The organism is Escherichia sp. MOD1-EC5990 (assembly GCF_002965285.1).
Lineage (GTDB): Bacteria > Pseudomonadota > Gammaproteobacteria > Enterobacterales > Enterobacteriaceae > Escherichia > Escherichia coli_F.
In genome coordinates, this window is sequence record NZ_PTRV01000004.1 from 35,003 (window position 1) to 58,641 (window position 23,639).

General features: G+C 51.6%; 24 protein-coding genes. 14 read left to right on the plus strand and 10 right to left on the minus strand.

Translation table 11 applies throughout. From position 1 onward, the window contains the following. The first annotated feature begins 5 nt into the window (after positions 1-5). The 4 genes from BEB42_RS05865 to BEB42_RS05880 are packed head-to-tail and all read left to right on the plus strand — an operon-like array spanning position 6 to position 3,486. Positions 6-1,283, plus strand: a complete 1,278-nt coding sequence (locus BEB42_RS05865; protein WP_000853242.1) for a zinc-binding dehydrogenase — start codon at positions 6-8, stop codon at positions 1,281-1,283. Then, a complete protein-coding gene (gene glpX / locus BEB42_RS05870; RefSeq protein ID WP_000987318.1) occupies positions 1,280-2,245 on the plus strand; it encodes a class II fructose-bisphosphatase in 966 nt (321 codons plus the stop codon). The genes BEB42_RS05865 and glpX overlap by 4 nt, the downstream gene beginning before the upstream one ends. Positions 2,246-2,266: 21 nt before the next feature. After that, complete coding sequence (gene fumE, locus BEB42_RS05875) at positions 2,267-2,776, plus strand: fumarase E (RefSeq protein ID WP_000224154.1); 510 nt, start codon at positions 2,267-2,269, stop codon at positions 2,774-2,776. After that, positions 2,773-3,486, plus strand: coding sequence for a nucleoside/nucleotide kinase family protein (locus BEB42_RS05880; RefSeq protein WP_000687213.1), 714 nt, complete (start codon positions 2,773-2,775; stop codon positions 3,484-3,486). The genes fumE and BEB42_RS05880 overlap by 4 nt, the downstream gene beginning before the upstream one ends. Here BEB42_RS05880 and BEB42_RS05885 read toward each other — a convergent pair. The 5 genes from BEB42_RS05885 to BEB42_RS05905 are packed head-to-tail and all read right to left on the minus strand — an operon-like array spanning position 3,458 to position 6,534. Next, on the minus strand, positions 3,458-4,135 hold the full coding sequence (locus BEB42_RS05885) for an ABC transporter ATP-binding protein (protein ID WP_000956901.1): 678 nt from the start codon (positions 4,133-4,135) through the stop codon (positions 3,458-3,460). The two genes, BEB42_RS05880 and BEB42_RS05885, sit on opposite strands and share 29 nt — an antisense overlap. Beyond that, entirely contained in the window at positions 4,129-4,806 is a 678-nt protein-coding gene (locus tag BEB42_RS05890) for an ABC transporter ATP-binding protein (RefSeq protein ID WP_001605844.1), read from the minus strand. The genes BEB42_RS05885 and BEB42_RS05890 overlap by 7 nt, the downstream gene beginning before the upstream one ends. Further along, positions 4,794-5,501 carry an energy-coupling factor transporter transmembrane component T gene (locus BEB42_RS05895; RefSeq protein ID WP_000553252.1) on the minus strand — a complete coding sequence of 236 codons (708 nt, stop codon included), beginning with the start codon at positions 5,499-5,501 and terminating at the stop codon, positions 4,794-4,796. Before BEB42_RS05895 ends, BEB42_RS05890 begins: the two co-directional genes overlap by 13 nt. Further along, on the minus strand, positions 5,502-6,080 hold the full coding sequence (locus BEB42_RS05900) for an ECF transporter S component (protein ID WP_000113903.1): 579 nt from the start codon (positions 6,078-6,080) through the stop codon (positions 5,502-5,504). 22 nt (positions 6,081-6,102) lie between these two features. Next, entirely contained in the window at positions 6,103-6,534 is a 432-nt protein-coding gene (locus BEB42_RS05905; RefSeq protein WP_000988706.1) for a PPC domain-containing DNA-binding protein, read from the minus strand. Between the two features lie 371 nt (positions 6,535-6,905). Here BEB42_RS05905 and epd point away from each other — a divergent pair, with 371 nt between their 5' ends. The 7 genes from epd (at position 6,906) to srsR (ending at position 14,154) form a co-directional block, all read left to right on the plus strand. Continuing rightward, entirely contained in the window at positions 6,906-7,925 is a 1,020-nt protein-coding gene (gene epd, locus BEB42_RS05915; RefSeq protein ID WP_000218480.1) for an erythrose-4-phosphate dehydrogenase, read from the plus strand. Between the two features lie 49 nt (positions 7,926-7,974). Further along, positions 7,975-9,138 carry a phosphoglycerate kinase gene (gene pgk, locus BEB42_RS05920; protein ID WP_000111269.1) on the plus strand — a complete coding sequence of 388 codons (1,164 nt, stop codon included), beginning with the start codon at positions 7,975-7,977 and terminating at the stop codon, positions 9,136-9,138. Between the two features lie 214 nt (positions 9,139-9,352). Then, on the plus strand, positions 9,353-10,432 hold the full coding sequence (gene fbaA / locus BEB42_RS05930) for a class II fructose-bisphosphate aldolase (RefSeq protein ID WP_000034372.1): 1,080 nt from the start codon (positions 9,353-9,355) through the stop codon (positions 10,430-10,432). 190 nt (positions 10,433-10,622) lie between these two features. Continuing rightward, complete coding sequence (gene mscS / locus BEB42_RS05935; RefSeq protein WP_000389817.1) at positions 10,623-11,483, plus strand: small-conductance mechanosensitive channel MscS; 861 nt, start codon at positions 10,623-10,625, stop codon at positions 11,481-11,483. Between the two features lie 138 nt (positions 11,484-11,621). Further along, the gene (gene argO, locus BEB42_RS05940) at positions 11,622-12,257 is read left to right on the plus strand and encodes an arginine exporter ArgO (RefSeq protein ID WP_000493353.1); all 636 of its coding nucleotides are present in this window, start codon (positions 11,622-11,624) and stop codon (positions 12,255-12,257) included. Positions 12,258-12,349: 92 nt separating this feature from the next. After that, complete coding sequence (locus BEB42_RS05945) at positions 12,350-13,090, plus strand: oxidative stress defense protein (RefSeq protein WP_000669834.1); 741 nt, start codon at positions 12,350-12,352, stop codon at positions 13,088-13,090. 167 nt (positions 13,091-13,257) lie between these two features. Continuing rightward, positions 13,258-14,154 (plus strand): LysR family transcriptional regulator SrsR, encoded by an 897-nt coding sequence (gene srsR / locus BEB42_RS05950; RefSeq protein WP_000350805.1) that lies wholly within the window; start codon positions 13,258-13,260, stop codon positions 14,152-14,154. Here the strand turns inward: srsR and scpC are convergent. The 5 genes from scpC to argP all read right to left on the minus strand — a co-directional run bounded on the left by scpC (position 14,151) and on the right by argP (position 20,678). Further along, positions 14,151-15,629: a propionyl-CoA:succinate CoA transferase gene (gene scpC / locus BEB42_RS05955; RefSeq protein WP_000449927.1), complete on the minus strand. Its 1,479-nt coding sequence runs from the start codon at positions 15,627-15,629 to the stop codon at positions 14,151-14,153. The genes srsR and scpC overlap by 4 nt on opposite strands. Positions 15,630-15,652: 23 nt before the next feature. Beyond that, entirely contained in the window at positions 15,653-16,438 is a 786-nt protein-coding gene (scpB, locus tag BEB42_RS05960) for a methylmalonyl-CoA decarboxylase (RefSeq protein WP_000122080.1), read from the minus strand. A 10-nt stretch (positions 16,439-16,448) separates the two neighbouring features. Then, a complete protein-coding gene (gene meaB / locus BEB42_RS05965; RefSeq protein ID WP_000606507.1) occupies positions 16,449-17,444 on the minus strand; it encodes a methylmalonyl Co-A mutase-associated GTPase MeaB in 996 nt (331 codons plus the stop codon). Next, positions 17,437-19,581, minus strand: coding sequence for a methylmalonyl-CoA mutase (gene scpA / locus BEB42_RS05970; protein WP_000073258.1), 2,145 nt, complete (start codon positions 19,579-19,581; stop codon positions 17,437-17,439). Before scpA ends, meaB begins: the two co-directional genes overlap by 8 nt. 203 nt (positions 19,582-19,784) lie before the next feature. Then, a complete protein-coding gene (gene argP / locus BEB42_RS05975) occupies positions 19,785-20,678 on the minus strand; it encodes a DNA-binding transcriptional regulator ArgP (RefSeq protein WP_001360955.1) in 894 nt (297 codons plus the stop codon). A gap of 437 nt (positions 20,679-21,115) precedes the next feature. On the opposite strand from argP, the gene rpiA reads away from it, so the two are divergent. The 3 genes from rpiA (at position 21,116) to ibsC (ending at position 23,551) form a co-directional block, all read left to right on the plus strand. Beyond that, entirely contained in the window at positions 21,116-21,775 is a 660-nt protein-coding gene (gene rpiA / locus BEB42_RS05980; RefSeq protein WP_000189743.1) for a ribose-5-phosphate isomerase RpiA, read from the plus strand. A 255-nt stretch (positions 21,776-22,030) separates the two neighbouring features. After that, a complete protein-coding gene (gene serA / locus BEB42_RS05985; RefSeq protein WP_001151604.1) occupies positions 22,031-23,263 on the plus strand; it encodes a phosphoglycerate dehydrogenase in 1,233 nt (410 codons plus the stop codon). A gap of 228 nt (positions 23,264-23,491) precedes the next feature. Further along, on the plus strand, positions 23,492-23,551 hold the full coding sequence (gene ibsC, locus BEB42_RS05990; RefSeq protein WP_071525914.1) for a type I toxin-antitoxin system toxin IbsC: 60 nt from the start codon (positions 23,492-23,494) through the stop codon (positions 23,549-23,551). The last annotated feature ends 88 nt before the right edge of the window (positions 23,552-23,639 follow it).

Below are 23,639 nucleotides of genomic sequence, written 5' to 3' on the forward strand. Positions count from 1 at the left end.
TAAAAATGAAAACCAAAGTTGCTGCTATTTATGGCAAGCGAGATGTCCGTCTGCGCGAATTTGAACTGCCCAAAATTACCGATAATGAACTGCTGGTGAGTGTAATTTCTGACAGTGTGTGTTTATCGACCTGGAAAGCGGCGTTACTCGGTAGCGAACATAAACGGGTGCCCGACGATTTAGAAAATCATCCGGTCATTACCGGGCATGAATGTGCCGGGATTATTGTTGAAGTGGGGAAAAATCTTACCGACAAATATAAAAAAGGCCAACGTTTTGTATTGCAACCGGCGATGGGGCTACCAAGCGGGTATTCTGCGGGATACAGCTACGAATATTTTGGCGGTAATGCTACCTATATGATTATTCCAGAGGTAGCCATTAATTTGGGCTGCGTATTACCGTATCACGGATCTTATTTTGCTGCGGCGTCTCTGGCAGAGCCGATGTGCTGCATTATTGGCGCTTATCATGCCAATTATCACACCACGCAATATGTTTATGAGCATCGCATGGGCGTGAAACCTGGTGGCAATATTGCGCTGCTGGCGTGTGCGGGCCCGATGGGGATAGGCGCTATCGATTACGCTATTCACGGCGGCATACAACCGTCGCGGGTAGTGGTGGTCGATATCGACGACAAACGCCTGGCACAGGTGCAGAAGCTGCTGCCGGTGGAGCTGGCGGCCAGCAAAGGCATTGAGCTGATATATGTGAATACCAAAGGAATGGCCGATCCGGTACAGAAGCTGCGGGCGCTGACGGATGATGCCGGGTTCGATGACATTTTTGTTTATGCGGCGGTGCCTGCTGTCGTTGAGATGGCTGACGAATTACTGGCGGAAGATGGCTGCCTGAACTTCTTTGCCGGTCCGACGGATAAAAACTTCAAAGTGCCGTTTAATTTCTACAACGTCCATTACAACAGTACGCACGTCGTCGGTACATCGGGTGGTTCAACGGACGATATGAAAGAGGCGATTGCCCTGAGCGCCACGGGGCAGTTGCAACCGTCGTTTATGGTGACGCATATCGGTGGCCTGGATGCAGTGCCAGAAACCGTTCTCAATTTACCGGATATCCCCGGTGGTAAAAAACTCATTTACAACGGCGTTACCATGCCGCTCACTGCCATTGCCGATTTTGCCGAAAAAGGCAAAACAGATCCGCTGTTTAAAGAGCTTGCGCGGCTGGTTGAGGAAACGCACGGCATCTGGAATGAACAGGCCGAGAAATATCTGCTGGCGCAATTTGGCGTTGATATCGGGGAGGCCGCGCAATGATGTCCCTGGCGTGGCCATTATTTCGCGTTACGGAGCAGGCAGCGTTGGCTGCCTGGCCGCAAACCGGATGTGGCAACAAAAATAAAATTGATGGCCTGGCGGTCACCGCGATGCGCCAGGCATTAAACGATGTCGCTTTTCGTGGGCGAGTGGTTATCGGCGAGGGAGAAATTGACCATGCGCCGATGCTGTGGATTGGCGAGGAGGTGGGCAAAGGCGATGGGCCAGAAGTCGATATCGCGGTTGATCCCATTGAAGGTACGCGGATGGTGGCGATGGGGCAGAGCAATGCGCTGGCGGTCATGGCTTTCTCCCCTCGAGATAGCCTGTTACACGCGCCCGATATGTATATGAAAAAACTGGTTGTTAATCGGCTGGCGGCGGGCGCGATTGATCTGTCTTTGCCTCTGGCGGACAACTTGCGCAACGTGGCGAAAGCGTTAGGCAAACCGCTGGACAAGCTGCGTATGGTTACGCTGGATAAACCGCGCCTGAGTGCCGCAATTGAGGAAGCGACGCAACTGGGCGTGAAGGTTTTTGCCCTGCCGGATGGCGATGTTGCCGCCAGCGTGCTGACCTGCTGGCAGGATAATCCTTACGATGTGATGTACACCATCGGCGGTGCGCCGGAGGGCGTGATTTCTGCCTGTGCCGTTAAAGCATTAGGCGGGGATATGCAGGCCGAGCTGATTGACTTTTGTCAGGCTAAAGGGGATTACACGGAAAATCGGCAGATTGCAGAGCAGGAACGCCAGCGTTGCAAGGCAATGGGCGTTGACGTTAACCGTGTGTACTCGCTCGATGAACTGGTGAGGGGGAACGATATCCTCTTTAGCGCTACGGGCGTGACGGGCGGTGAGTTGGTGAATGGTATCCAACAGACGGCGAATGGGGTGCGGACGCAGACATTACTGATCGGCGGCGCGGACCAAACGTGTAATATAATAGACTCCCTGCATTGATGGTGATCTATCGGAAGACCAATGGCGACGCTGACAGAAGATGATGTGCTTGAGCAACTGGACGCACAGGACAATTTATTGTCATTTATGAAAACTGCACATGCCATTTTGCTCCAGGGGATACGCCAGTTTCTGCCGTCGCTGTTTGTCGATAACGATGAAGAGATCGTGGAATATGCAGTGAAGCCGTTACTCGCTCAAAGCGGCCCGCTTGACGATATTGATGTTGCGCTACGTTTGATTTTTGCACTGGGGAAAATGGACAAATGGCTGTACGCCGATATCACGCACTTTTCCCAGTTCTGGCATTACCTGAATGAACAGGATGAAACGCCCGGATTTGCCGATGACATTACCTGGGATTTTATCAGCAACGTCAATAGCATAACCCGCAATGCGACGCTCTATGACGCGTTAAAAGCGATGAAGTTCGCTGATTTCGCCGTCTGGTCAGAGGTGCGTTTTAGTGGGATGGTCAAAACGGCGCTGACGCTGGCAGTAACGACCACCTTAAAGGAATTAACGCCGTGAAAATTGACTTAACGGTGAATGGTCTGAAGGTACAAGCACAGTACCATGTTGATGAGATAGAAAATGTACATAAACCGTTGCTGCGTATGTTGGCGGCCTTACAGACGGTAAATCCGCAGCGGCGTACCGTGGTTTTTCTTTGCGCTCCGCCGGGGACGGGTAAATCTACCCTAACCACTTTCTGGGAATATCTCACGCAACAAGACCCGGAACTACCCACTATTCAGACGCTGCCGATGGATGGTTTTCACCATTACAATAACTGGCTGGATGCGCATCAATTGCGCCCCTTTAAAGGCGCACCAGAGACATTCGATGTGGCAAAACTGGTGGAAAATCTGCGCCAGGTAATGGAAGGGGATTGTACGTGGCCGCAGTACGATCGACAAAAGCATGAGCCTGTTGAAGATGCGTTGCACGTTACCGCACCACTCGTCATCGTCGAAGGAAACTGGTTGTTGCTGGACGACGAGAAGTGGTGCCAGCTTGCGCAATTTTGTGATTTCTCGATCTTTATCAACGCGCCAGCTACTGCGTTGCAGGAACGACTGGTGGGGCGCAAGCTGGCGGGAGGGTTATCGCTGGCAGACGCAGAAGCCTTTTATGACCGTACCGATGGGCCGAATGTTCGCCGGGTGCTGGAAGAGAGTCTGCCTGCAAATTTGACCTTAATGATGACCGCTACGGGTGAATATCGTCTGGTGGATTAACGTTCCTGATTACACCATCTTCCAGTCGCACCACACGAGAGAAATGACGCCGGGTAAATGCGGCGTCATGACTGATTGCTACGACGCTCGTGCCTCGCTGGCGGCACTTTTCCAGCCAGCTTTCAAACACGCTCATCCAATTTTCGTCAAAATCCCGACTCGGCTCGTCCAGCAGCAATAGCGGCGGAGAGAGTGCTTCCAGGCAGGCGACGGCGACCATCCGTCGCTGCGCACTATGCAGATCTAACGGATGCGCGCTGGCAGTGTCTGCTAACTGACAGCATTGCAGGGCAGCATTGGTACGTTGAGTGATTTCATCCGCCAGGCATTTTTGCAGTTTCAAACCAAATGCGATCTCGTCAGCGACGGTGCTGTGAAAAAGCTGGTTTTCCGCTTCCTGAAACAGTACGCCAATCTTTGCTGCACGTTGGCGGTTTTTCAGGTTTTTCATCGCCTGTTGTTGCAGTATAACCGTACCGGTTGTGGGCGTAAGAAGACCTGCCATTACTCGTAACAGCGTCGATTTTCCCGCGCCATTGTCGCCGGTCAGCGCCAACCATTCACCTTGTTTGAGTTGCAGAGAAATGTCGCAAAGACAATCCGTTGCCGCGCCAGGCCAGCGATAAGACATCTGATTTAACGTTAACATAGTGGCTGGAGCGCTCCGTTTTGCAATTGCCACGCTTGCTGGCAGTAGTTCAGGAAAGGTGTGCGATGACGTTCAAAAAGAATAATCAGCGAACCACGTTCAAACGCCCAGTGTTGTAAGCGCTGCAACAGCATTTCGCTGGCCTGCGGCGTCAGGCGACTAAAGGCTTCATCAAGAATTAATAGTTTTGGCTGCATCGCGATGGCGCAGGCGATGACCACGCGCTGTGTCTCTCCACCGGAGAGTGTTGCCGGGTGACGATGGCGCAACGGCTGGCACTCGGTCAGAGTCAGGGCGGCATCAATCCGCGCCATAATCTCCTCTTCAGCAAGACACAGATTTTCTGGCCCAAAGGCAACTTCTTCTTCCACGCTAAAGGTACAGCCGGAGAGCTGCAAATAGGGCGATTGCTGAACGAGCTGGATGGTGGCGGATTGTTCATTAAGCGGGAGATACCCAATGGGCGTACCGAGAAGCGTCCCCGTGCCGGTTATCTCTCCTGGCAGAAAGTCCGGATACCAGCCCGCCATCAGTTGCGCCAGCGTACTTTTGCCACAGCCGTTGTCGCCAAAGATGGCGACTATCCCCGGTTTGACATAGTGAAAGTCATAACAGAACGGAGGGTGCGTTGAGTGTGTCGGGCAATAGCGAAACTGTTCTAACGTAACCATATCCACGCTCCGAATTCTGCCAGCATCAGCAAGATCATGGCGTAACGTGCCACTTTTTCCAGGTTACTGTCAGGCGGTGCCCATAACGTAGTGCGCCGGTTGTGGATCCGAAATGCCCGCATATCCAGCGCCGCACCACGGATAGCCAGATCGTTTAGCGCATTGTGTGTTAGCGGAATAATTAGCGCGGGTATAGCACGTAAACGCTGATACCAGCCCTCATCCAGCGGCACGCCACGGGCGCGCTGCGCTTCATGAATAATCGCTAATTGCCGTTTTAACTGCTCAACGACCAACAAAGGCCCGGCGAACAGATAAGCGACGCCCGGCGGCAGGCGAGAAGCAAACAAAGCGCGGATAAAACGTTGCACTGGGACGAATTGCATCCACAACTGCGAGGTTGAAACAATCGCGAGAATCCGCAGCCAGAGCGTAATAGCATGCGTCCACCGTTCTGGCGAGCGTGGCGTGCCGCTTAGCCATTCTGTCAGCCAGCCACCGTGTACCAGCCACAGTCCAGCCCCCAGCGAGAACATCAGCCAGACAACATATTTTGCCCGCCGCCGCGTGGCCTTTAGCGCAATAAGGCAGAAAAAGGTCGCCGCGCTATAGACTGTCAGTATTGTCTGTGTGGGCAGGATAAGCGTGGTGCAGGCCGCCAGCGCCCACAGCGTTAGGGATGTAAACGGATGCATTTAGCGCACGGCAGCCATTGCCGGAAAATGGCGCGTGGTGCGAATCGGCAGCTGACGCAGTAAAAGCCAGACAATCACCGCTGTAAGAATTTTATCGACCAGGTTTGCGCCTATCACCGTAATCGCCACCGACTCCACCAGGTTTTGCCCCATAGAGTGCATCCAGGCAACGAACAAATCGGCTCCGCTACCGGTGACACCGCCGAACAGCGCAGTACGCAGCGGTACAGCGACGACCGTTACTGCAAGCGTAATAATCACGCCGCTGACAACGACTTTTGGCAGGGTGCGAAACCAACCCGCTCGCGCCAGCCAACCGGCGACCAAGCCAATAACCATCGCCACGGGGGCAAAGGCGGCGGCGATCGGGTCGGTGAGCAATCCCCAGAGTAAATTGGTCAGTAAGCCGGTCAGCATCCCGATCACCGGACCAAGCAGTACCGCGCTAATAAGTGTGCCGATGGAGTCGAGAAATATAGGTAATTTGACCATGCTGGCCAGTTGCCCGCCAATCATATTGATGGCGATAGAGATAACAATCAACACCAGTGCTTGACTGGAAAAGTGGCGACGCGCCATAAGAAAACCTCTCTGAAAGTAGTTATTTAACGGGGGAAATATGCAATTCGTCGTAACCAGAAAGCGCGCAAGGTTGGCGGCTAAACGCCAGCTCCTCAAGGCAGCCGATCACCAGTTCAAGCGTGGTCCGCACGGTACAGCCGGGCATCATATGACCGCCAAGTATCGTGCCGTGTGGATCGGAAACGCAGAGATGAAGATGTTCACCACTCTGTTCCAGTGTGCCGTTCAATGCGATGACTTCGAACTTACCGCTTAGTAGGGCCGTGTTTTCTTGCCCGGCATAGCGTAAGGCGACGTCAGTCAGACTGCCGGTACAACCTGCAATCCACGCGGCGTGGAGTTGTTGTTGCTGCGCGAAGGCGCGTAATTGGGAGAGAACTTCCTGTCCTGGGAGCAGGCGCAGCGCGTAAAAGCGTGCGGAGGAAGAATATGGGTAGGGCAATGTCATCATTGGAGTACTCCGAAACTCGGACGTATTGCGGATAATATCGACGCTGCATCAGTCATATTCTGATATAAGTCAGGGTTTGTGACGGCACAACGAAAAGATTTTGCTACGCTTATTCGTGATTCTGCAAAGTGGAATAAATTCCACAGGGGCGGGGCTGAAAACGTGACGTAAGTCAGATAATTGTCTTCTTTGACTGGACAATCATTCCTTTTATTCCACGTTTCGCTTATCCTAGCTGAAGCGTTTCAGTCGATTAAATGTTCGACAATTAACCAATCAGTCGCAGTTTGCGACAGGTAAGGTTTCCCCGGACGATTTGCTGGATTACTCTGTCTGGCAAATTTGCTCAGGGAAAACCTTGCAGGAGATCTATGACCGTACGCGTAGCGATAAATGGCTTCGGTCGCATCGGGCGTAATGTGGTTCGTGCTTTGTATGAATCCGGACGCCGGGCGGAAATTACCGTGGTGGCAATCAACGAACTGGCGGATGCTGCGGGCATGGCGCATTTGTTGAAGTATGACACCAGTCATGGCCGTTTTGCATGGGAAGTACGACAGGAACGCGATCAACTTTTTGTTGGTGATGACGCCATCCGCGTATTGCACGAACGTTCACTGCAATCGCTCCCATGGCGTGAACTGGGCGTCGATGTGGTTCTTGACTGCACCGGCGTATATGGCTCCCGCGAGCATGGCGAAGCGCATATTGCCGCCGGGGCCAAAAAAGTGCTCTTTTCACATCCTGGTAGTAACGATCTCGACGCGACCGTTGTTTACGGCGTCAATCAGGATCAACTTCGTGCGGAACACCGCATCGTTTCTAACGCTTCCTGTACCACGAATTGCATAATTCCCGTCATCAAATTGTTAGATGATGCGTACGGTATTGAGTCCGGCACTGTGACCACAATTCACTCCGCCATGCACGATCAACAGGTTATTGATGCATACCATCCTGACCTGCGTCGCACCCGGGCAGCCAGCCAGTCGATCATTCCGGTCGATACTAAACTGGCCGCCGGTATCACACGATTTTTTCCGCAATTTAATGATCGCTTTGAAGCGATTGCGGTACGTGTGCCAACCATAAATGTGACGGCAATCGATTTAAGCGTGACGGTGAAGAAACCTGTAAAAGCCAATGAAGTCAACCTGTTGCTGCAAAAAGCAGCACAAGGTGCATTTCATGGTATAGTTGACTATACGGAATTGCCGTTGGTCTCTGTAGATTTTAACCACGATCCGCACAGTGCCATTGTCGATGGCACCCAAACCCGGGTCAGTGGCGCACACCTGATCAAAACGTTGGTCTGGTGCGATAACGAATGGGGCTTTGCTAACCGAATGCTCGACACGACGTTAGCTATGGCTACTGTTGCTTTCAGGTAAGACGCAAGCAGCGTCTGCAAAACTTTTAGAATCAACGAGAGGATTCACCATGTCTGTAATTAAGATGACCGATCTGGATCTTGCTGGGAAACGTGTATTTATCCGTGCGGATCTGAACGTACCAGTAAAAGACGGGAAAGTAACCAGCGACGCGCGTATCCGTGCTTCTCTGCCGACCATCGAACTGGCCCTGAAACAAGGCGCGAAAGTGATGGTAACTTCCCACCTGGGTCGTCCTACCGAAGGCGAGTACAACGAAGAATTCTCTCTGCTGCCGGTTGTTAACTACCTGAAAGACAAACTGTCTAACCCGGTTCGTCTGGTTAAAGATTACCTCGACGGCGTTGACGTTGCTGAAGGTGAACTGGTTGTTCTGGAAAACGTTCGCTTCAACAAAGGCGAGAAGAAAGACGACGAAACCCTGTCCAAAAAATATGCTGCACTGTGTGACGTGTTCGTAATGGACGCATTCGGTACTGCTCACCGCGCGCAGGCTTCTACTCACGGTATCGGTAAATTCGCTGATGTTGCGTGCGCAGGCCCGCTGCTGGCAGCTGAACTGGACGCGCTGGGTAAAGCACTGAAAGAACCTGCTCGCCCGATGGTGGCTATCGTTGGTGGTTCTAAAGTATCTACCAAACTGACCGTTCTGGATTCCCTGTCCAAAATCGCTGACCAGCTGATCGTGGGTGGTGGTATCGCTAACACCTTTATCGCGGCACAAGGCCACGATGTGGGTAAATCCCTGTACGAAGCTGACCTGGTTGACGAAGCAAAACGTCTGCTGACCACCTGCAACATTCCGGTTCCGTCTGACGTTCGCGTAGCAACTGAGTTCTCTGAAACTGCACCGGCTACCCTGAAATCTGTTAACGATGTGAAAGCTGACGAGCAGATCCTGGATATCGGCGATGCTTCTGCGCAGGAACTGGCTGAAATCCTGAAGAATGCGAAAACCATTCTGTGGAACGGCCCGGTTGGCGTGTTCGAATTCCCGAACTTCCGCAAAGGTACTGAAATCGTGGCTAACGCTATCGCAGACAGCGAAGCGTTCTCCATCGCTGGTGGCGGTGACACTCTGGCAGCAATCGACCTGTTCGGCATTGCTGACAAAATCTCCTACATCTCCACTGGCGGCGGCGCATTCCTCGAATTCGTGGAAGGTAAAGTACTGCCTGCAGTAGCGATGCTCGAAGAGCGCGCTAAGAAGTAAAAAATCACAGGGCAGGGAAACCTGCCCTTGTTGCAGCGCGCTTTTAGAGCACGCATTTTTTCATACTCTAAATAATTCGAGTTGCAGGAAGGCGACAAGAGAGTGAATCCCCTGGAGCTTACATAAGTAAGTGACTGGGGTGAGCGAACGCAGACGCAGCACATGCAACTTGAAGTATGACGAGTATAAGGCCCGACGATACAGGACAAGAGACATGTCTAAGATTTTTGATTTCGTAAAACCTGGCGTAATCACTGGTGATGACGTACAGAAAGTTTTCCAGGTAGCAAAAGAAAACAACTTCGCACTGCCAGCAGTAAACTGCGTCGGTACTGACTCCATCAACGCCGTACTGGAAACCGCTGCTAAAGTTAAAGCGCCGGTTATCGTTCAGTTCTCCAACGGTGGTGCTTCCTTTATCGCTGGTAAAGGCGTGAAATCTGACGTTCCGCAGGGTGCTGCTATCCTGGGTGCGATCTCTGGTGCGCATCACGTTCACCAGATGGCTGAACACTATGGTGTTCCAGTGATCCTGCACACCGACCACTGCGCGAAAAAACTGCTGCCGTGGATCGACGGTCTGCTGGACGCGGGTGAAAAACACTTCGCAGCTACCGGTAAGCCGCTGTTCTCTTCTCACATGATCGACCTGTCTGAAGAATCTCTGCAAGAGAACATCGAAATCTGCTCTAAATACCTGGAGCGTATGTCCAAAATCGGCATGACTCTGGAAATCGAACTGGGTTGCACCGGTGGTGAAGAAGACGGCGTGGACAACAGCCACATGGACGCTTCTGCACTGTACACCCAGCCGGAAGACGTTGATTACGCATACACCGAGCTGAGCAAAATCAGCCCGCGCTTCACCATCGCAGCGTCCTTCGGTAACGTACACGGCGTATACAAGCCGGGTAACGTTGTTCTGACTCCGACCATCCTGCGTGACTCTCAGGAATATGTTTCCAAGAAACACAACCTGCCGCACAACAGCCTGAACTTCGTATTCCACGGCGGTTCCGGTTCTACTGCTCAGGAAATCAAAGACTCCGTAAGCTACGGCGTAGTGAAAATGAACATCGATACCGATACCCAATGGGCAACCTGGGAAGGTGTTCTGAACTACTACAAAGCGAACGAAGCTTATCTGCAGGGTCAGTTGGGCAACCCGAAAGGCGAAGATCAGCCGAACAAGAAATACTACGATCCGCGCGTATGGCTGCGTGCCGGTCAGACTTCGATGATCGCTCGTCTGGAAAAAGCATTCCAGGAACTGAACGCGATCGACGTTCTGTAAGATATTCCTTTCTGCTTATCTCAAGGCCCGCTCTGCGGGTCTTTTTTTCGCCAAAAGCAAGGTGATGCAGATGAGAAATCTGTGATCTATTTGGCAAAATTATGCTTTATTGTTTACCCTTGTCAGACTGCCCGTCATAAGGCGGCGGAGTGTATTTCTCCATTTTGAGTCAGTTGAAAAGGAATATTGAATGGAAGATTTGAATGTTGTCGATAGCATAAACGGCGCGGGGAGCTGGCTGGTGGCTAACCAGGCGCTGCTGCTAAGTTATGCAGTAAACATCGTGGCGGCACTCGCGATCATCATCGTTGGTTTGATTATCGCGCGGATGATTTCCAACGCGGTGAATCGCCTGATGATCTCCCGTAAAATCGATGCCACCGTTGCTGATTTTCTTTCTGCATTAGTCCGTTACGGAATTATCGCCTTTACGCTAATCGCTGCACTGGGGCGCGTGGGCGTACAAACCGCGTCAGTCATTGCTGTACTCGGTGCCGCAGGCTTAGCTGTTGGTCTGGCTTTGCAGGGGTCACTGTCTAACCTGGCCGCTGGCGTGTTACTGGTCATGTTCCGCCCGTTCCGTGCCGGAGAATATGTTGACCTCGGCGGCGTAGCCGGTACTGTGCTGAGCGTGCAGATTTTCTCCACCACCATGCGTACTGCAGACGGTAAAATTATCGTTATTCCGAACGGTAAAATTATTGCCGGGAATATTATTAACTTCTCCCGCGAGCCAGTTCGCCGTAACGAATTTATTATTGGCGTGGCGTATGATTCCGATATCGATCAGGTTAAGCAGATCCTGACCAATATTATCCAGTCTGAAGACCGCATTTTGAAAGATCGCGAAATGACTGTGCGTCTGAACGAACTTGGCGCATCGTCGATTAATTTCGTGGTCCGCGTCTGGAGCAAAAGCGGCGATCTACAAAACGTGTACTGGGATGTGCTGGAGCGTATTAAACGTGAATTTGATGCCGCCGGTATCAGCTTCCCGTACCCGCAAATGGATGTGAACTTTAAGCGGGTGAAAGAAGACAAAGCTGCATAATCAACGCTGAGGCCAGATAATACTCTCTGGCCTCTCTCTTATTAGTTTTTCTGATTGCCAATTAATATTATCAATTTCCGCTAATAACAATCCCGCGATATAGTCTCTTCATCAGATACTTAATTCGGAATATCCAACGTGTTTTCTTATTACTTTCAAGGTCTTGCACTTGGGGCAGCTATGATCCTGCCGCTCGGTCCACAAAATGCTTTTGTGATGAATCAGGGCATTCGTCGTCAGTACCACATTATGATTGCCTTACTTTGTGCTATCAGCGATTTGGTCCTGATTTGCGCCGGGATTTTTGGTGGCAGTGCGTTATTGATGCAGTCGCCGTGGTTGCTTGCGCTGGTCACCTGGGGCGGCGTAGCCTTCTTGCTGTGGTATGGTTTTGGCGCTTTTAAAACCGCAATGAGCAGTAATATTGAGTTAGCCAGTGCCGAAGTCATGAAGCAAGGCAGATGGAAAATTATCGCCACCATGTTGGCAGTGACCTGGCTGAATCCGCATGTTTACCTGGATACTTTTGTGGTGCTGGGTAGCCTTGGGGGGCAGCTTGATGTTGAACCAAAACGTTGGTTTGCGCTCGGGACAATTAGCGCCTCTTTCCTGTGGTTCTTTGGTCTGGCTCTTCTCGCAGCCTGGCTGGCACCGCGCCTGCGCACGGCAAAATCACAGCGCATTATCAATCTGGTAGTGGGATGTGTTATGTGGTTTATTGCCTTGCAGCTGGCGAGAGACGGTATTGCTCATGCACAAGCCTTGTTCAGTTAGGCGCTATCTGATGGAAAAATAAAACAGAGGCGCTAAGCTTGCCTCCAGAGGTCCTGAATTTTGGGCAAGTCAATTAACACGGAGAGACTAACGTGAAGTTCAAAGTTATCGCCCTGGCGGCATTAATGGGTATTAGCGGGATGGCAGCGCAGGCTAACGAATTGCCGGATGGACCGCATATTGTCACCTCCGGTACGGCAAGCGTGGATGCGGTGCCAGACATTGCCACTCTTGCGATTGAAGTCAACGTGGCCGCGAAGGATGCCGCTACTGCCAAGAAACAGGCGGATGAGCGCGTCGCACAATACATTTCCTTCCTTGAACTCAATCAGATCGCGAAAAAAGATATCAGCTCAGCGAACTTACGCACCCAGCCAGATTATGATTATCAGGATGGTAAAAGTATCCTGAAAGGCTACCGTGCTGTGAGAACGGTGGAAGTCACGCTCCGTCAGTTAGACAAACTGAATTCCTTGCTGGATGGTGCGCTGAAGGCGGGTCTTAACGAAATTCGTTCTGTATCGCTGGGCGTGGCGCAGCCGGATGCCTATAAAGACAAAGCGCGTAAGGCAGCGATTGATAACGCGATTCATCAGGCGCAGGAACTGGCGAACGGCTTTCATCGTAAACTAGGGCCGGTATATAGCGTGCGCTACCATGTTTCCAACTATCAGCCCAGCCCAATGGTGCGGATGATGAAAGCCGATGCCGCGCCGGTCTCAGCCCAGGAAACTTACGAGCAGGCTGCTATTCAGTTTGATGATCAGGTCGATGTGGTCTTCCAGTTAGAACCTGTGGATCAACAACCCGCTAAAACACCTGCCGCACAATAATACTTGTAGCCCGACGTATTGGTCGGGCTAATGCCTTTACCCGATATTGCCTCCTTTTTCTGTAATTTTCTGTAAAACCATGACGTAATCACCTATCTTTGCTCGCGGTTTCATCAAGGATAGGCTGACTGAAACGGTTAAGCGGACAAGGATGCGGGGGAGCGGGGATGGACATTTTTATTTCGAAAAAGATGCGCAATTTCATTTTATTAGCGCAAACCAATAATATTGCCCGGGCGGCAGAAAAAATCCATATGACGGCTTCGCCATTTGGCAAAAGCATTGCCGCGCTGGAAGAACAAATTGGCTATACGCTATTTACCCGCAAAGATAATAATATCAGCCTCAATAAAGCCGGGCAGGAACTGTATCAAAAACTGTTCCCGGTTTATCAACGGCTTTCTGCGATTGATAATGAAATCCATAACTCAGGACGTCGTTCACGAGAAATTGTGATAGGCATAGATAATACTTATCCGACCATTATTTTTGATCAGTTGATTAGTCTCGGAGATAAGTACGAAGGCGTGACCGCCCAGCCAGTTGAGTTCAGCGAAAACGGCGTTATCGATAATCTTTTTGACCGTCAGTTAGATTTTATAATCTCCCCACAGCATGTATCTGCACGAGTTCAGGAACTGGAAAACCTGACTATCAGTGAACTACCACCGCTGCGATTGGGCTTTCTCGTTTCTCGCCGTTATGAAGAGCGACAAGAGCAAGAGTTGCTTCAGGAGCTACCGTGGCTACAAATGCGCTTTCAGAACCGGGCCAACTTCGAAGCAATGATTGATGCGAATATGCGTCCTTGTGGGATCAATCCCACCATTATTTATCGACCTTACAGTTTTATGGCCAAAATCAGCGCCGTGGAGCGCGGACATTTTCTGACGGTGATCCCGCATTTTGCCTGGCGACTGGTGAATCCGGCAACGCTGAAATATTTTGATGCGCCGCACAAGCCGATGTATATGCAGGAATATCTTTATTCAATCAGAAATCATCGATATACCGCCACGATGCTTCAGCATATTGCTGAAGATCGTGACGGGACGAGTCATTAACCCAGCATCGAGCCGGTTGCGATTAAATTACGGTGTAAGTCAAAGACGTGGCTAAGATCGTGGTGAATATGTCCGCCGGGCGCATTTTCCAGATAGCGATGCAGATAATCCCGATACATAGGATGTGCACAATTATCAATGATGGTGCGGGCGCGTTGAAGCGGGGAAAGACCACGCAGATCGGCGATCCCTTGTTCGGTGATGATCACTTTGACGCTGTGTTCGCTGTGATCAACATGGCTGCACATTGGCACGACGGTTGAGATCTTGCCTTCTTTAGCAATCGACGGGGCCATAAAGATCGACAGATACGCGTTGCGTTCAAAATCACCGCTGCCACCGATGCCGTTCATCAGATCGACCCCGGCTACGTGCGTTGAGTTGGCATGCCCGTAAATATCAAACTCCAGGCCGACGTTCAGAGCGATGACGCCCAGACGACGGATGATTTCCGGGTTATTGGAAATCTCCTGCGGACGCAACACAATGCGGCTGGCAAAGTAATCCATATTGTCGTAAATCTTGCGCAGGGAATCGGCCGAGATAGTCAGGCTGGAGGCGCTGGCCCCGCTGATTTTGCCCGTTTCCAGTAAATGCACCACCGATTCCTGTAGCACTTCCGAATACATCATGAACGGAGGAATTTCCGGGTTTTCCCCTAGTCGCGCCATGACTGCATTATTGATATTGCCCACGCCACTTTGCAGCGGCAGAAATTCCGGCGGAATACGCCCATGCGCCATTTCCTGCAACAAGAACGTGACCACGTTATCGGCAATCTGCTGGCACATGGGATTTTGCTTATCCAGCATATTACCGGCGTCGGGCAAGTTGGTTTCCACGACGGCGACAATCTTTTTCGGATCGATTTGCACATAGCGGGTACCGACGCGATCCATTGCATGGAAGATCGACACGCTATTGCGCCGCGGTGGCGCGCCAGGAATCACAATATCCGCCAGTTCTGCAACGCGCGGATCGTGATAGTGATTGAGTTCAATGATCACTTTCTTCGCCCGCAGCAGCCAGGTCGGCGCATTACCGATCCCGCTGGTTAACCAGACTCGACCATCCGGTGCCAGTGCCGATGCTTCAATGACGGCAACATCAATTTCGCCGAAGAAACCGTAATTGACCATTTGCGCCACTTCGCTCAAATGCAGGTCAACGAAACTCACCGCGCCCTGATTGATCTTTTTACGTAAACCGGACGATGTTTGATATGGCGCACGCCAGGAAACAGCATCGGCGTCAGAAAGTACATCGTCAGCGGCGGCGCTGATTGACGCCCCCGTCAGCAGGCGGATTTGATACGGCTTTTTGGCCTCATGCTGTTCGTTAGCTCTGCGGGCAATCGCGTTGGGTAGGGCTTTCGGCGAACCCGCCGGGGTAAAGCCGCTAAATGCCACCATGTCGTTATGCTGGATAATTTCTGCCGCTTCATCGGCGGTCATCCTTGTCCACTGAGTTTCCATTTTTACTCCTTCGATCGCAGGGATTAATGACCAACGAAATTAGGTTTACGTTTTTCGAGGAAAGCGTTCATCCCTTCCTGGTAATCTTCGCTGTCATAAACCGCGCGGCGCATCCCCTGAATACGTTCAAATTCATCGGAGTTCATGGTGTGCGCTTCGCCCAGTACACGCAGTTCTTCTTTGATAACGGCAATGGCTAACGGCGCTTTCTCAGAGATGTGGTGCGCCATTTGTAAGGTGAAATCTTCCAGTTCTTCCACTTCCACAACATGGTTGAGGATGCCGACAGCCAGCGCGCGCTGGGCTGTGATTGGCGAAGCGGTAAAAATCAGCTCTTTGACAATGTGGAAGCCCGCGTCGCGGGTCAGGTTGTGAATGCCGACCAGGTTATACGGGACGCCGAGGTTTACAGGCGTCATTGAGAAGGTTGAGGTACTGGCGGCGATGATCAGATCGGAACTCATGATCATTTCAAATGCGCCCCCCCAAACACTACCTTCCACCATCGAAATGATCGGTTTCGGGAATTTTTGGATCATGCGGGTGATTTGACGCAACGGATCATCATAGGAGAGCGGATCGCGACCGCCAGACGGCAGTTCGTGAATATCGTGACCTGCGGAGAAGACTTTGGATCCACTCGGCGCGCGCAAAATGATACAGCGAATTTCCGGCCGGTTGAGATCGCTTAATGCCTGCATAAGATCATCAATAAAGACTTTACTTAAGGCATTAAGTTTTCGGCCATAGTTAAACTCAATGACCGCCACTTTGTTGATAGTGACAACGTTCACATACTGATAAGACATAAAAATTCCTTTAATCAAAATATTGCGTCTGGATAAATTCACTGAGCTGTCGCAGGCCGGTGCGCGGTGAGAGCGTATTGTTTTTGACCGCTAAAAGCGTCTGGCGGTAATAGCGATCGAAATCTTCATTCGCGAACAGGTGATTCAGTACTTCTTCTTCGGTTTGTTTACGCAGCCATTCCACCGATTGTTGTTGCCGCACTTGCTGTAAACGACCACTGGCAGTTAGCGCGGTTTTGAAGTCGATGATGGCGTGCCAGATCTCATCGATTCCACGTTTTTCCAGTGCGCTACAAGTCAGAACTCGTGGCTGCCATTCGTCGTATTTACGTCGCAGAATATGCAGGGCACTCTCGTACATATGCCGGGCAATGGCGACATTGGTATGGTTATCGCCATCGTCTTTGTTGATAACGATCAGATCTGCCACTTCCATCAGCCCCTTTTTAATCCCCTGCAGATCATCGCCGCCACCGGCAATTTGCAACGAGATAAAACAGTCCACCATGCGGGCAACTTCCGTTTCCGACTGTCCGACGCCAACCGTTTCGACAATCACTACGTCATAACCCGCCGCTTCGCATAACAGCATTAATTCCCGCGCTCGCTGACTGGCACCGCCCAGATGGCCGGAGGATGGTACCGGGCGAATAAACGCCGCCTCGGCACGCGCCAGGTCATTCATGCGGGTTTTATCCCCGAGAATGCTACCGCCAGTGACCGGGCTGCTGGGATCGACCGCAATAACTGCAACCTTTAATCCCTCACGAATCAACAACATGCCAAAGGCTTCAAGAAAGGTACTTTTCCCCGCGCCGGGTGTGCCGGTAACACCCAGTCGCAGGGCGTTACCACAGAACGGCATAATGGCATCAAGCAGTTGCGTACTTAGCGCCTGATGACGCGGGTGACGGCTTTCCACCAGCGTCATGGCCTGGGCGAGCGTGGCACGCTCACCCTGACGTAAGCGGCGAATACTTTCTGCCAGCGTGGCTTCATTAATCATGATGCTGGCTTATCAGATTCAGTACGTCGCGCACGCTGTCGAGCATAGGCGTACCTGGACCATAAATCGCCGCCACGCCGCGCTCCTGCAGGAAGGCGTAATCCTGCGGTGGAATGACGCCACCCGCGACCACGAAAATATCTTCGCGATTCCATTTCTTCAGCGCTTCGACCAGTTCCGGGATCAGCGTTTTATGACCGGCAGCCAGTGAAGATGCGCCCACTATGTGAACGTCGTTTTCTACTGCCAGGCGGGCGATCTCTTCAGGTGTAGAGAACATCGGGCTTAAATCTACGTCGAAACCGAGATCGGAATAGGCGCTGGCGATCACTTTCGCGCCGCGATCGTGCCCATCCTGGCCCATTTTGGCGATCAGAATGCGCGGGCGACGACCATTGTCGGCAAGGAACTGCTCTGTTTGCGCAACAATGGCATCGAACTCGGAGGCCGATTTTTCCGACTGATGATAGCTTTGCGCAATTACGCCGGTAACACACTGGCTTGGCACCAGATAACGGTCAAAAGCGGCTTCCAGCGCATCGGATATTTCACCCAGGGTGGCGCGAACGCGAGCGGCATTAACAGCGGCAGCCAGCAGGTTTTCGTTATGCTGTGCGGCGTGAGTCAGGGCGTTCAACGCGGCGGTTACGGCGGCATCATCACGGGTGGCGCGAATGCGTTCCAGCGAAGCAATTTGCTCGTTACGCACCATCACGTTGTCGATCTCAAGTACATCGGTTTCGTCTTCGTGATCCAGTTTGTACTTGTTGACACCAACGATGACACGCTTGCCCTGGTCGATCAACGACTGTTCGCGCGCGGAGGCCTCTTCGATCATTCGTTTTGGCAGACCTGCTTCGATCGCTTTCGCCATGCCACCGGCTTCGTCGATCTGTTGGATAATGGCTCTGGCTTGTTTGACGATTTGATCGGTCAGCGATTCAACGTAATAGGATCCGGCCAGTGGATCGACGGTGCGGCAGAGTTCTGATTCTTCCTGAATGATGATCTGGGTATTGCGGGCAATGCGTGCTGAGAAATCGGTAGGCAAACCAAGCGCTTCATCAAAGGCGTTGGTATGCAGTGACTGAGTACCGCCCAGCGTTGCAGCCAGTGCTTCAATGGTGGTGCGGATAACGTTGTTATACGGATCCTGTTCAGTCAGGCTCCAGCCTGAGGTCTGGCAGTGGGTACGCAGCGCCAGTGATTTCGGATCCTGTGCGCCAAATCCACTGACCGCTTCGCTCCATAAATAACGTGCCGCACGCAACATGGCGACGTTCATAAACAGATCCATGCCAATGCCGAAGAAAAACGACAGGCGAGGAGCGAAGTCATCAATTTTCAGCCCAGCGGAGATTGCTGCTTTGATGTACTCAATCCCATCAGCGAGCGTAAATGCTACCTGCTGCACGCAGTTGGCACCCGCTTCACCCATATGGTAACCGCTGATACTGATGGTATTAAAGCGAGGCATGTTGCCAGAACACCAGGCAATGATGTCTGCGATAATACGCATTGACGGTTTCGGCGGGTAAATATAGGTGTTGCGGCAGAGATACTCTTTGAGGATATCGTTCTGAATGGTGCCTGTCAGTTTATCGGGCGTAACTCCTTGCTCTTCTGCGGCGACGATATAAAACGCCAGTACGGGTAACACTGCGCCATTCATGGTCATCGAAACCGACATTTTATCCAGCGGGATCTGGTCGAACAGGACTTTCATATCTTCCACGGTGTCGATAGCAACGCCCGCTTTGCCGACGTCGCCCGCCACGCGCGGGTTATCGGAGTCGTAGCCACGGTGGGTGGCAAGGTCAAACGCAACGGAAAGACCTTTTTGCCCGGCGGCCAGGTTACGGCGATAAAAAGCGTTGGACTCTTTTGCTGTTGAAAAACCAGCATACTGACGGATGGTCCACGGTTGGGCGGTATACATAGTGGCACGCGGGCCACGAACGTAGGGTGGCAAACCAGGAAGGGTACCGGTCACTTCCAGATTATCGAGATCGGCTTCAGTATACAGCGGCTTGATGGCGATCCCTTCTGCGGTTTGCTGAACCAGCGAGTCGACAGTTTTCTCCCGACGGCTCAATTCCTTGTTGGCAAGCTGTTGCCACTCCTGCACGTTAGACATTATTTGCTCCATAAAACGCAATCAAAATGAGGGTATTTGCGCTTACGGTGAGCTTTTTACGTGGGTTTGTCGCCAGCAAAAAAAATGCATTCAGACGTCGTTTTTTGCCGCCTGAGATTTGTCTATTTTGTGATGTGATTCAAGGAATACAAAAAGAACTGGAGGTGATGCCTGGTATGTATTACCAGGCATTATTTGATGGATTATTCCTGACGAAGAACTTTGTGACCATAATCGAGCAACGCATCAGTGACTTTACGCATCATGCGGCTTTCAGGAGCAAAGCGGTGCCAGTAGAGCATCCGGCGTTGAAATAGCCCTGGCGTTAAGTCAATCAGTTCGCCGCTGGCCAGTTCTTTCTCGATTTGCAGATGTGGGATCATACAGCAGGTGGTCCCCTGACGAGCAAGTTGCACGAACGCTTCTGAAGAATTAACGATATGGCAGGGTACGCTGCCTGGAGGCAGATCAAAGTTTTGCTGCAAAAAGGCCTGGTGCATATCATCAAGATGGTCAAACGCGACCACTGGCGCTTTCAGTAATGCCGAACGCGTTACGCCGTTAGGGAAATATTTTTCGGCGAACGGTTTTGAGCTGACGAACAGATAGTCGAGCGCACCGAGCTTATCGACAAGACAACTCGGTAGCGCCTGATGTTGAATACTCACCGCGCCGACCACTTCGCCGCGACGCAGACGTTCCTGAGTGCGGGTTTCATCTTCTACCTGCAAGTTGAGGCGGATAGGCGAATCAGCTAACACAGGAGCCAGCGCCGGAAGCAACCACGTCGCCAGACTGTCAGCGTTGACCGCCAGTGAAAGCAGCAGCGGAGTTGAACCGGTTTGTTCATCGCCCAGCCACTCTTCTTCCAGTAACTCCACCTGGCGTAGCAGTGCCAGCAGTTTTTGCCCTTGTTCCGTCGGGCGCGGCGGTACGGTACGCACCAACAGCGGCTGCCCGAACATATTTTCCAGTTGCTTAATGCGCTGTGAGACGGCTGATTGTGTAATGCACAGCTTTTGTGCCGCGCGCTCAAATCCTCGTTCACGTATCACCGCATCCAGTGCCTGTAATGTTCTGTAGTCCGGGCGTTTCATTGCTGTTGTCTGCTCCTGGTAAATGCTTTTTCCTGCACTATGACACAATTTTGCGTCAGGTTGCATATACCGAAGCCGTCGGCGGGTACATTTGTATCAGTGGTTAAACACGCAGCTTAAAAGATCAGGGATTTGCGCTATTGCATTTCGCTCAGCGAGTTCGCGCCCTGGAGCGGCATACCCAGACCTTTATATGCTTTGTTTGCGGGGCGAAAGTTTATGGATGAGTTAACCACGCGACTTGCCAACGGGGTCTGAATCGCTTTTTTTTGTATATACTCGTCATACTTCAAGTTGCATGTGCTGCGTCTGCGTTCGCTCACCCCAGTCACTTACTTCTGTAAGCTCCTGGGGATTCACTCTCTTGTCGCCTTCCTGCAACTCGAATTATTTAGAGTATAATGCGAGTGAAATTTCATACCACAGGCGAAACGATCATGACGCAGGATGAATTGAAAAAAGCAGTAGGATGGGCGGCACTTCAGTATGTTCAGCCCGGCACCATTGTTGGTGTAGGTACAGGTTCCACCGCCGCACACTTTATTGACGCGCTCGGCACGATGAAAGGCCAGATTGAAGGGGCCGTTTCCAGTTCGGATGCGTCCACTGAAAAACTGAAAAGCCTCGGCATTCACGTTTTTGATCTCAACGAAGTCGACAGCCTTGGCATCTACGTCGACGGTGCAGATGAAATCAACGGCCACATGCAGATGATCAAAGGCGGCGGCGCGGCGCTGACCCGTGAAAAAATCATTGCTTCGGTTGCGGAAAAATTTATCTGTATTGCAGACGCTTCTAAGCAGGTTGATATTCTGGGCAAATTCCCGCTGCCAGTAGAAGTTATCCCGATGGCACGTAGTGCAGTGGCGCGCCAGCTGGTGAAACTGGGCGGTCGTCCGGAATACCGCCAGGGCGTGGTGACCGATAACGGCAACGTGATCCTCGACGTCCACGGCATGGAAATCCTTGACCCAATAGCGATGGAAAACGCCATAAATGCGATTCCGGGCGTGGTGACTGTTGGCTTATTTGCTAACCGTGGCGCGGACGTTGCGCTGATTGGCACACCTGACGGTGTCAAAACCATTGTGAAATGATCTGACGGGGGAATCTCCCCCGTTAAAAAAATTCTCTTCGTTAAATTTGGTGACATGTGTCACGTTTTTACCTGGCTATTGTCGATTGCTCTAAATAAATCCTCTAATCCAGCATATTCATCCAAGAAAAACCTTTGCGTGATATTTCCTCAACATCGCGACGCAAACGTTCATATTGCCGCAATATTATTTTTTGATATGTTGAAAGGCGGATGCAAATCCGCACACAACATTTCAAAAGACAGGATTGGGTAAATGGCAAAGGTATCGCTGGAGAAAGACAAGATTAAGTTTCTGCTGGTAGAAGGCGTGCACCAAAAGGCGCTGGAAAGCCTTCGTGCAGCGGGTTACACCAACATCGAATTTCACAAAGGCGCGCTGGATGATGAACAATTAAAAGAATCCATCCGCGATGCCCACTTCATCGGCCTGCGATCCCGTACCCATCTGACTGAAGACGTGATCAACGCCGCAGAAAAACTGGTCGCTATTGGCTGTTTCTGTATCGGAACAAACCAGGTTGATCTGGATGCAGCTGCAAAACGCGGGATCCCGGTATTTAACGCACCGTTCTCTAATACGCGCTCTGTTGCGGAGCTGGTAATTGGCGAACTTCTGCTGCTATTGCGCGGCGTACCGGAAGCCAACGCTAAAGCGCACCGTGGTGTCTGGAACAAGCTGGCAGCTGGCTCTTTTGAAGCGCGCGGCAAAAAGCTGGGTATCATCGGCTATGGTCATATTGGTACACAGTTGGGCATTCTGGCTGAATCGCTGGGAATGTATGTTTACTTTTATGATATTGAAAACAAACTACCGCTGGGCAACGCCACTCAGGTACAGCATCTTTCTGATCTGCTGAATATGAGCGATGTGGTGAGTTTGCATGTGCCAGAGAATCCGTCTACCAAAAATATGATGGGCGCGAAAGAGATTTCGCTAATGAAGCCCGGCTCGTTGCTGATTAATGCCTCGCGCGGAACGGTGGTGGATATTCCGGCACTGTGCGATGCGCTGGCAAGCAAGCACCTGGCTGGAGCGGCAATCGACGTATTCCCGACGGAACCGGCGACTAACAGCGATCCGTTTACCTCTCCGCTGTGCGAGTTCGACAACGTCCTTCTGACGCCACATATTGGCGGTTCGACTCAGGAAGCACAGGAGAATATCGGCCTGGAAGTTGCAGGTAAATTAATCAAGTACTCTGACAATGGCTCAACGCTCTCTGCGGTGAACTTCCCGGAAGTATCGCTGCCACTGCATGGTGGGCGTCGTCTGATGCACATCCACGAAAACCGTCCGGGCGTGCTAACTGCGCTCAACAAAATTTTTGCCGAGCAGGGCGTCAACATCGCCGCGCAATATCTGCAAACTTCCGCCCAGATGGGTTATGTAGTTATTGATATTGAAGCCGACGAAGACGTTGCCGAAAAAGCTCTGCAGGCAATGAAAGCTATTCCGGGTACCATTCGCGCCCGTCTGCTGTACTAAATCCCCTTCTCTGAAAATCAACGGGCAGATCACTGACTTGCCCGTTTTTTTATCCCTTCTCCACACCGTTGCCGCATTGCGCATTCTACTTTGCGAGTCTGCTCCAGAAAATAAATCAAAGTCAGATCAATGCGTTGTGTTTATTTAATGGGGATTTACGATGGCAGGGCAGCATGGGGCTGTAACGGTAAAGCCCTCACCGAAGCGAGGGCTTGAAGGAGAAGGGTTATGATGCGACTTGTCATCATACTGATTGTACTGTTACTCATAAGTTTCCCAGCTTATTAACAGTCAGTCACAGGGGAGGAGCAATCCTCCCTTACCCTTACTCACTAAATTAGGTTAAAGAATCAACGATGTCAATCAGGGCGATGCA

Excerpts from the sequence above, each read along its gene's own strand:
- glpX (WP_000987318.1), top strand. The coding sequence starts at position 1,280 with ATGATGTCCCTGGCGTGGCCATTATTTCGCGTTACGGAGCAGGCAGCG.
- BEB42_RS05885 (WP_000956901.1), bottom strand. The coding sequence starts at position 4,135 with ATGTTAACGTTAAATCAGATGTCTTATCGCTGGCCTGGCGCGGCAACG.
- scpB (WP_000122080.1), bottom strand. The coding sequence starts at position 16,438 with ATGTCTTATCAGTATGTGAACGTTGTCACTATCAACAAAGTGGCGGTC.
- pgk (WP_000111269.1), top strand. The coding sequence starts at position 7,975 with ATGTCTGTAATTAAGATGACCGATCTGGATCTTGCTGGGAAACGTGTA.
- BEB42_RS05905 (WP_000988706.1), bottom strand. The coding sequence starts at position 6,534 with ATGATGACATTGCCCTACCCATATTCTTCCTCCGCACGCTTTTACGCG.
- BEB42_RS05900 (WP_000113903.1), bottom strand. The coding sequence starts at position 6,080 with ATGGCGCGTCGCCACTTTTCCAGTCAAGCACTGGTGTTGATTGTTATC.
- epd (WP_000218480.1), top strand. The coding sequence starts at position 6,906 with ATGACCGTACGCGTAGCGATAAATGGCTTCGGTCGCATCGGGCGTAAT.
- scpA (WP_000073258.1), bottom strand. The coding sequence starts at position 19,581 with ATGTCTAACGTGCAGGAGTGGCAACAGCTTGCCAACAAGGAATTGAGC.
- BEB42_RS05895 (WP_000553252.1), bottom strand. The coding sequence starts at position 5,501 with ATGCATCCGTTTACATCCCTAACGCTGTGGGCGCTGGCGGCCTGCACC.
- srsR (WP_000350805.1), top strand. The coding sequence starts at position 13,258 with ATGGACATTTTTATTTCGAAAAAGATGCGCAATTTCATTTTATTAGCG.
- argP (WP_001360955.1), bottom strand. The coding sequence starts at position 20,678 with ATGAAACGCCCGGACTACAGAACATTACAGGCACTGGATGCGGTGATA.
- rpiA (WP_000189743.1), top strand. The coding sequence starts at position 21,116 with ATGACGCAGGATGAATTGAAAAAAGCAGTAGGATGGGCGGCACTTCAG.
- fumE (WP_000224154.1), top strand. The coding sequence starts at position 2,267 with ATGGCGACGCTGACAGAAGATGATGTGCTTGAGCAACTGGACGCACAG.
- fbaA (WP_000034372.1), top strand. The coding sequence starts at position 9,353 with ATGTCTAAGATTTTTGATTTCGTAAAACCTGGCGTAATCACTGGTGAT.
- meaB (WP_000606507.1), bottom strand. The coding sequence starts at position 17,444 with ATGATTAATGAAGCCACGCTGGCAGAAAGTATTCGCCGCTTACGTCAG.
- BEB42_RS05865 (WP_000853242.1), top strand. The coding sequence starts at position 6 with ATGAAAACCAAAGTTGCTGCTATTTATGGCAAGCGAGATGTCCGTCTG.
- serA (WP_001151604.1), top strand. The coding sequence starts at position 22,031 with ATGGCAAAGGTATCGCTGGAGAAAGACAAGATTAAGTTTCTGCTGGTA.
- scpC (WP_000449927.1), bottom strand. The coding sequence starts at position 15,629 with ATGGAAACTCAGTGGACAAGGATGACCGCCGATGAAGCGGCAGAAATT.
- mscS (WP_000389817.1), top strand. The coding sequence starts at position 10,623 with ATGGAAGATTTGAATGTTGTCGATAGCATAAACGGCGCGGGGAGCTGG.
- BEB42_RS05890 (WP_001605844.1), bottom strand. The coding sequence starts at position 4,806 with ATGGTTACGTTAGAACAGTTTCGCTATTGCCCGACACACTCAACGCAC.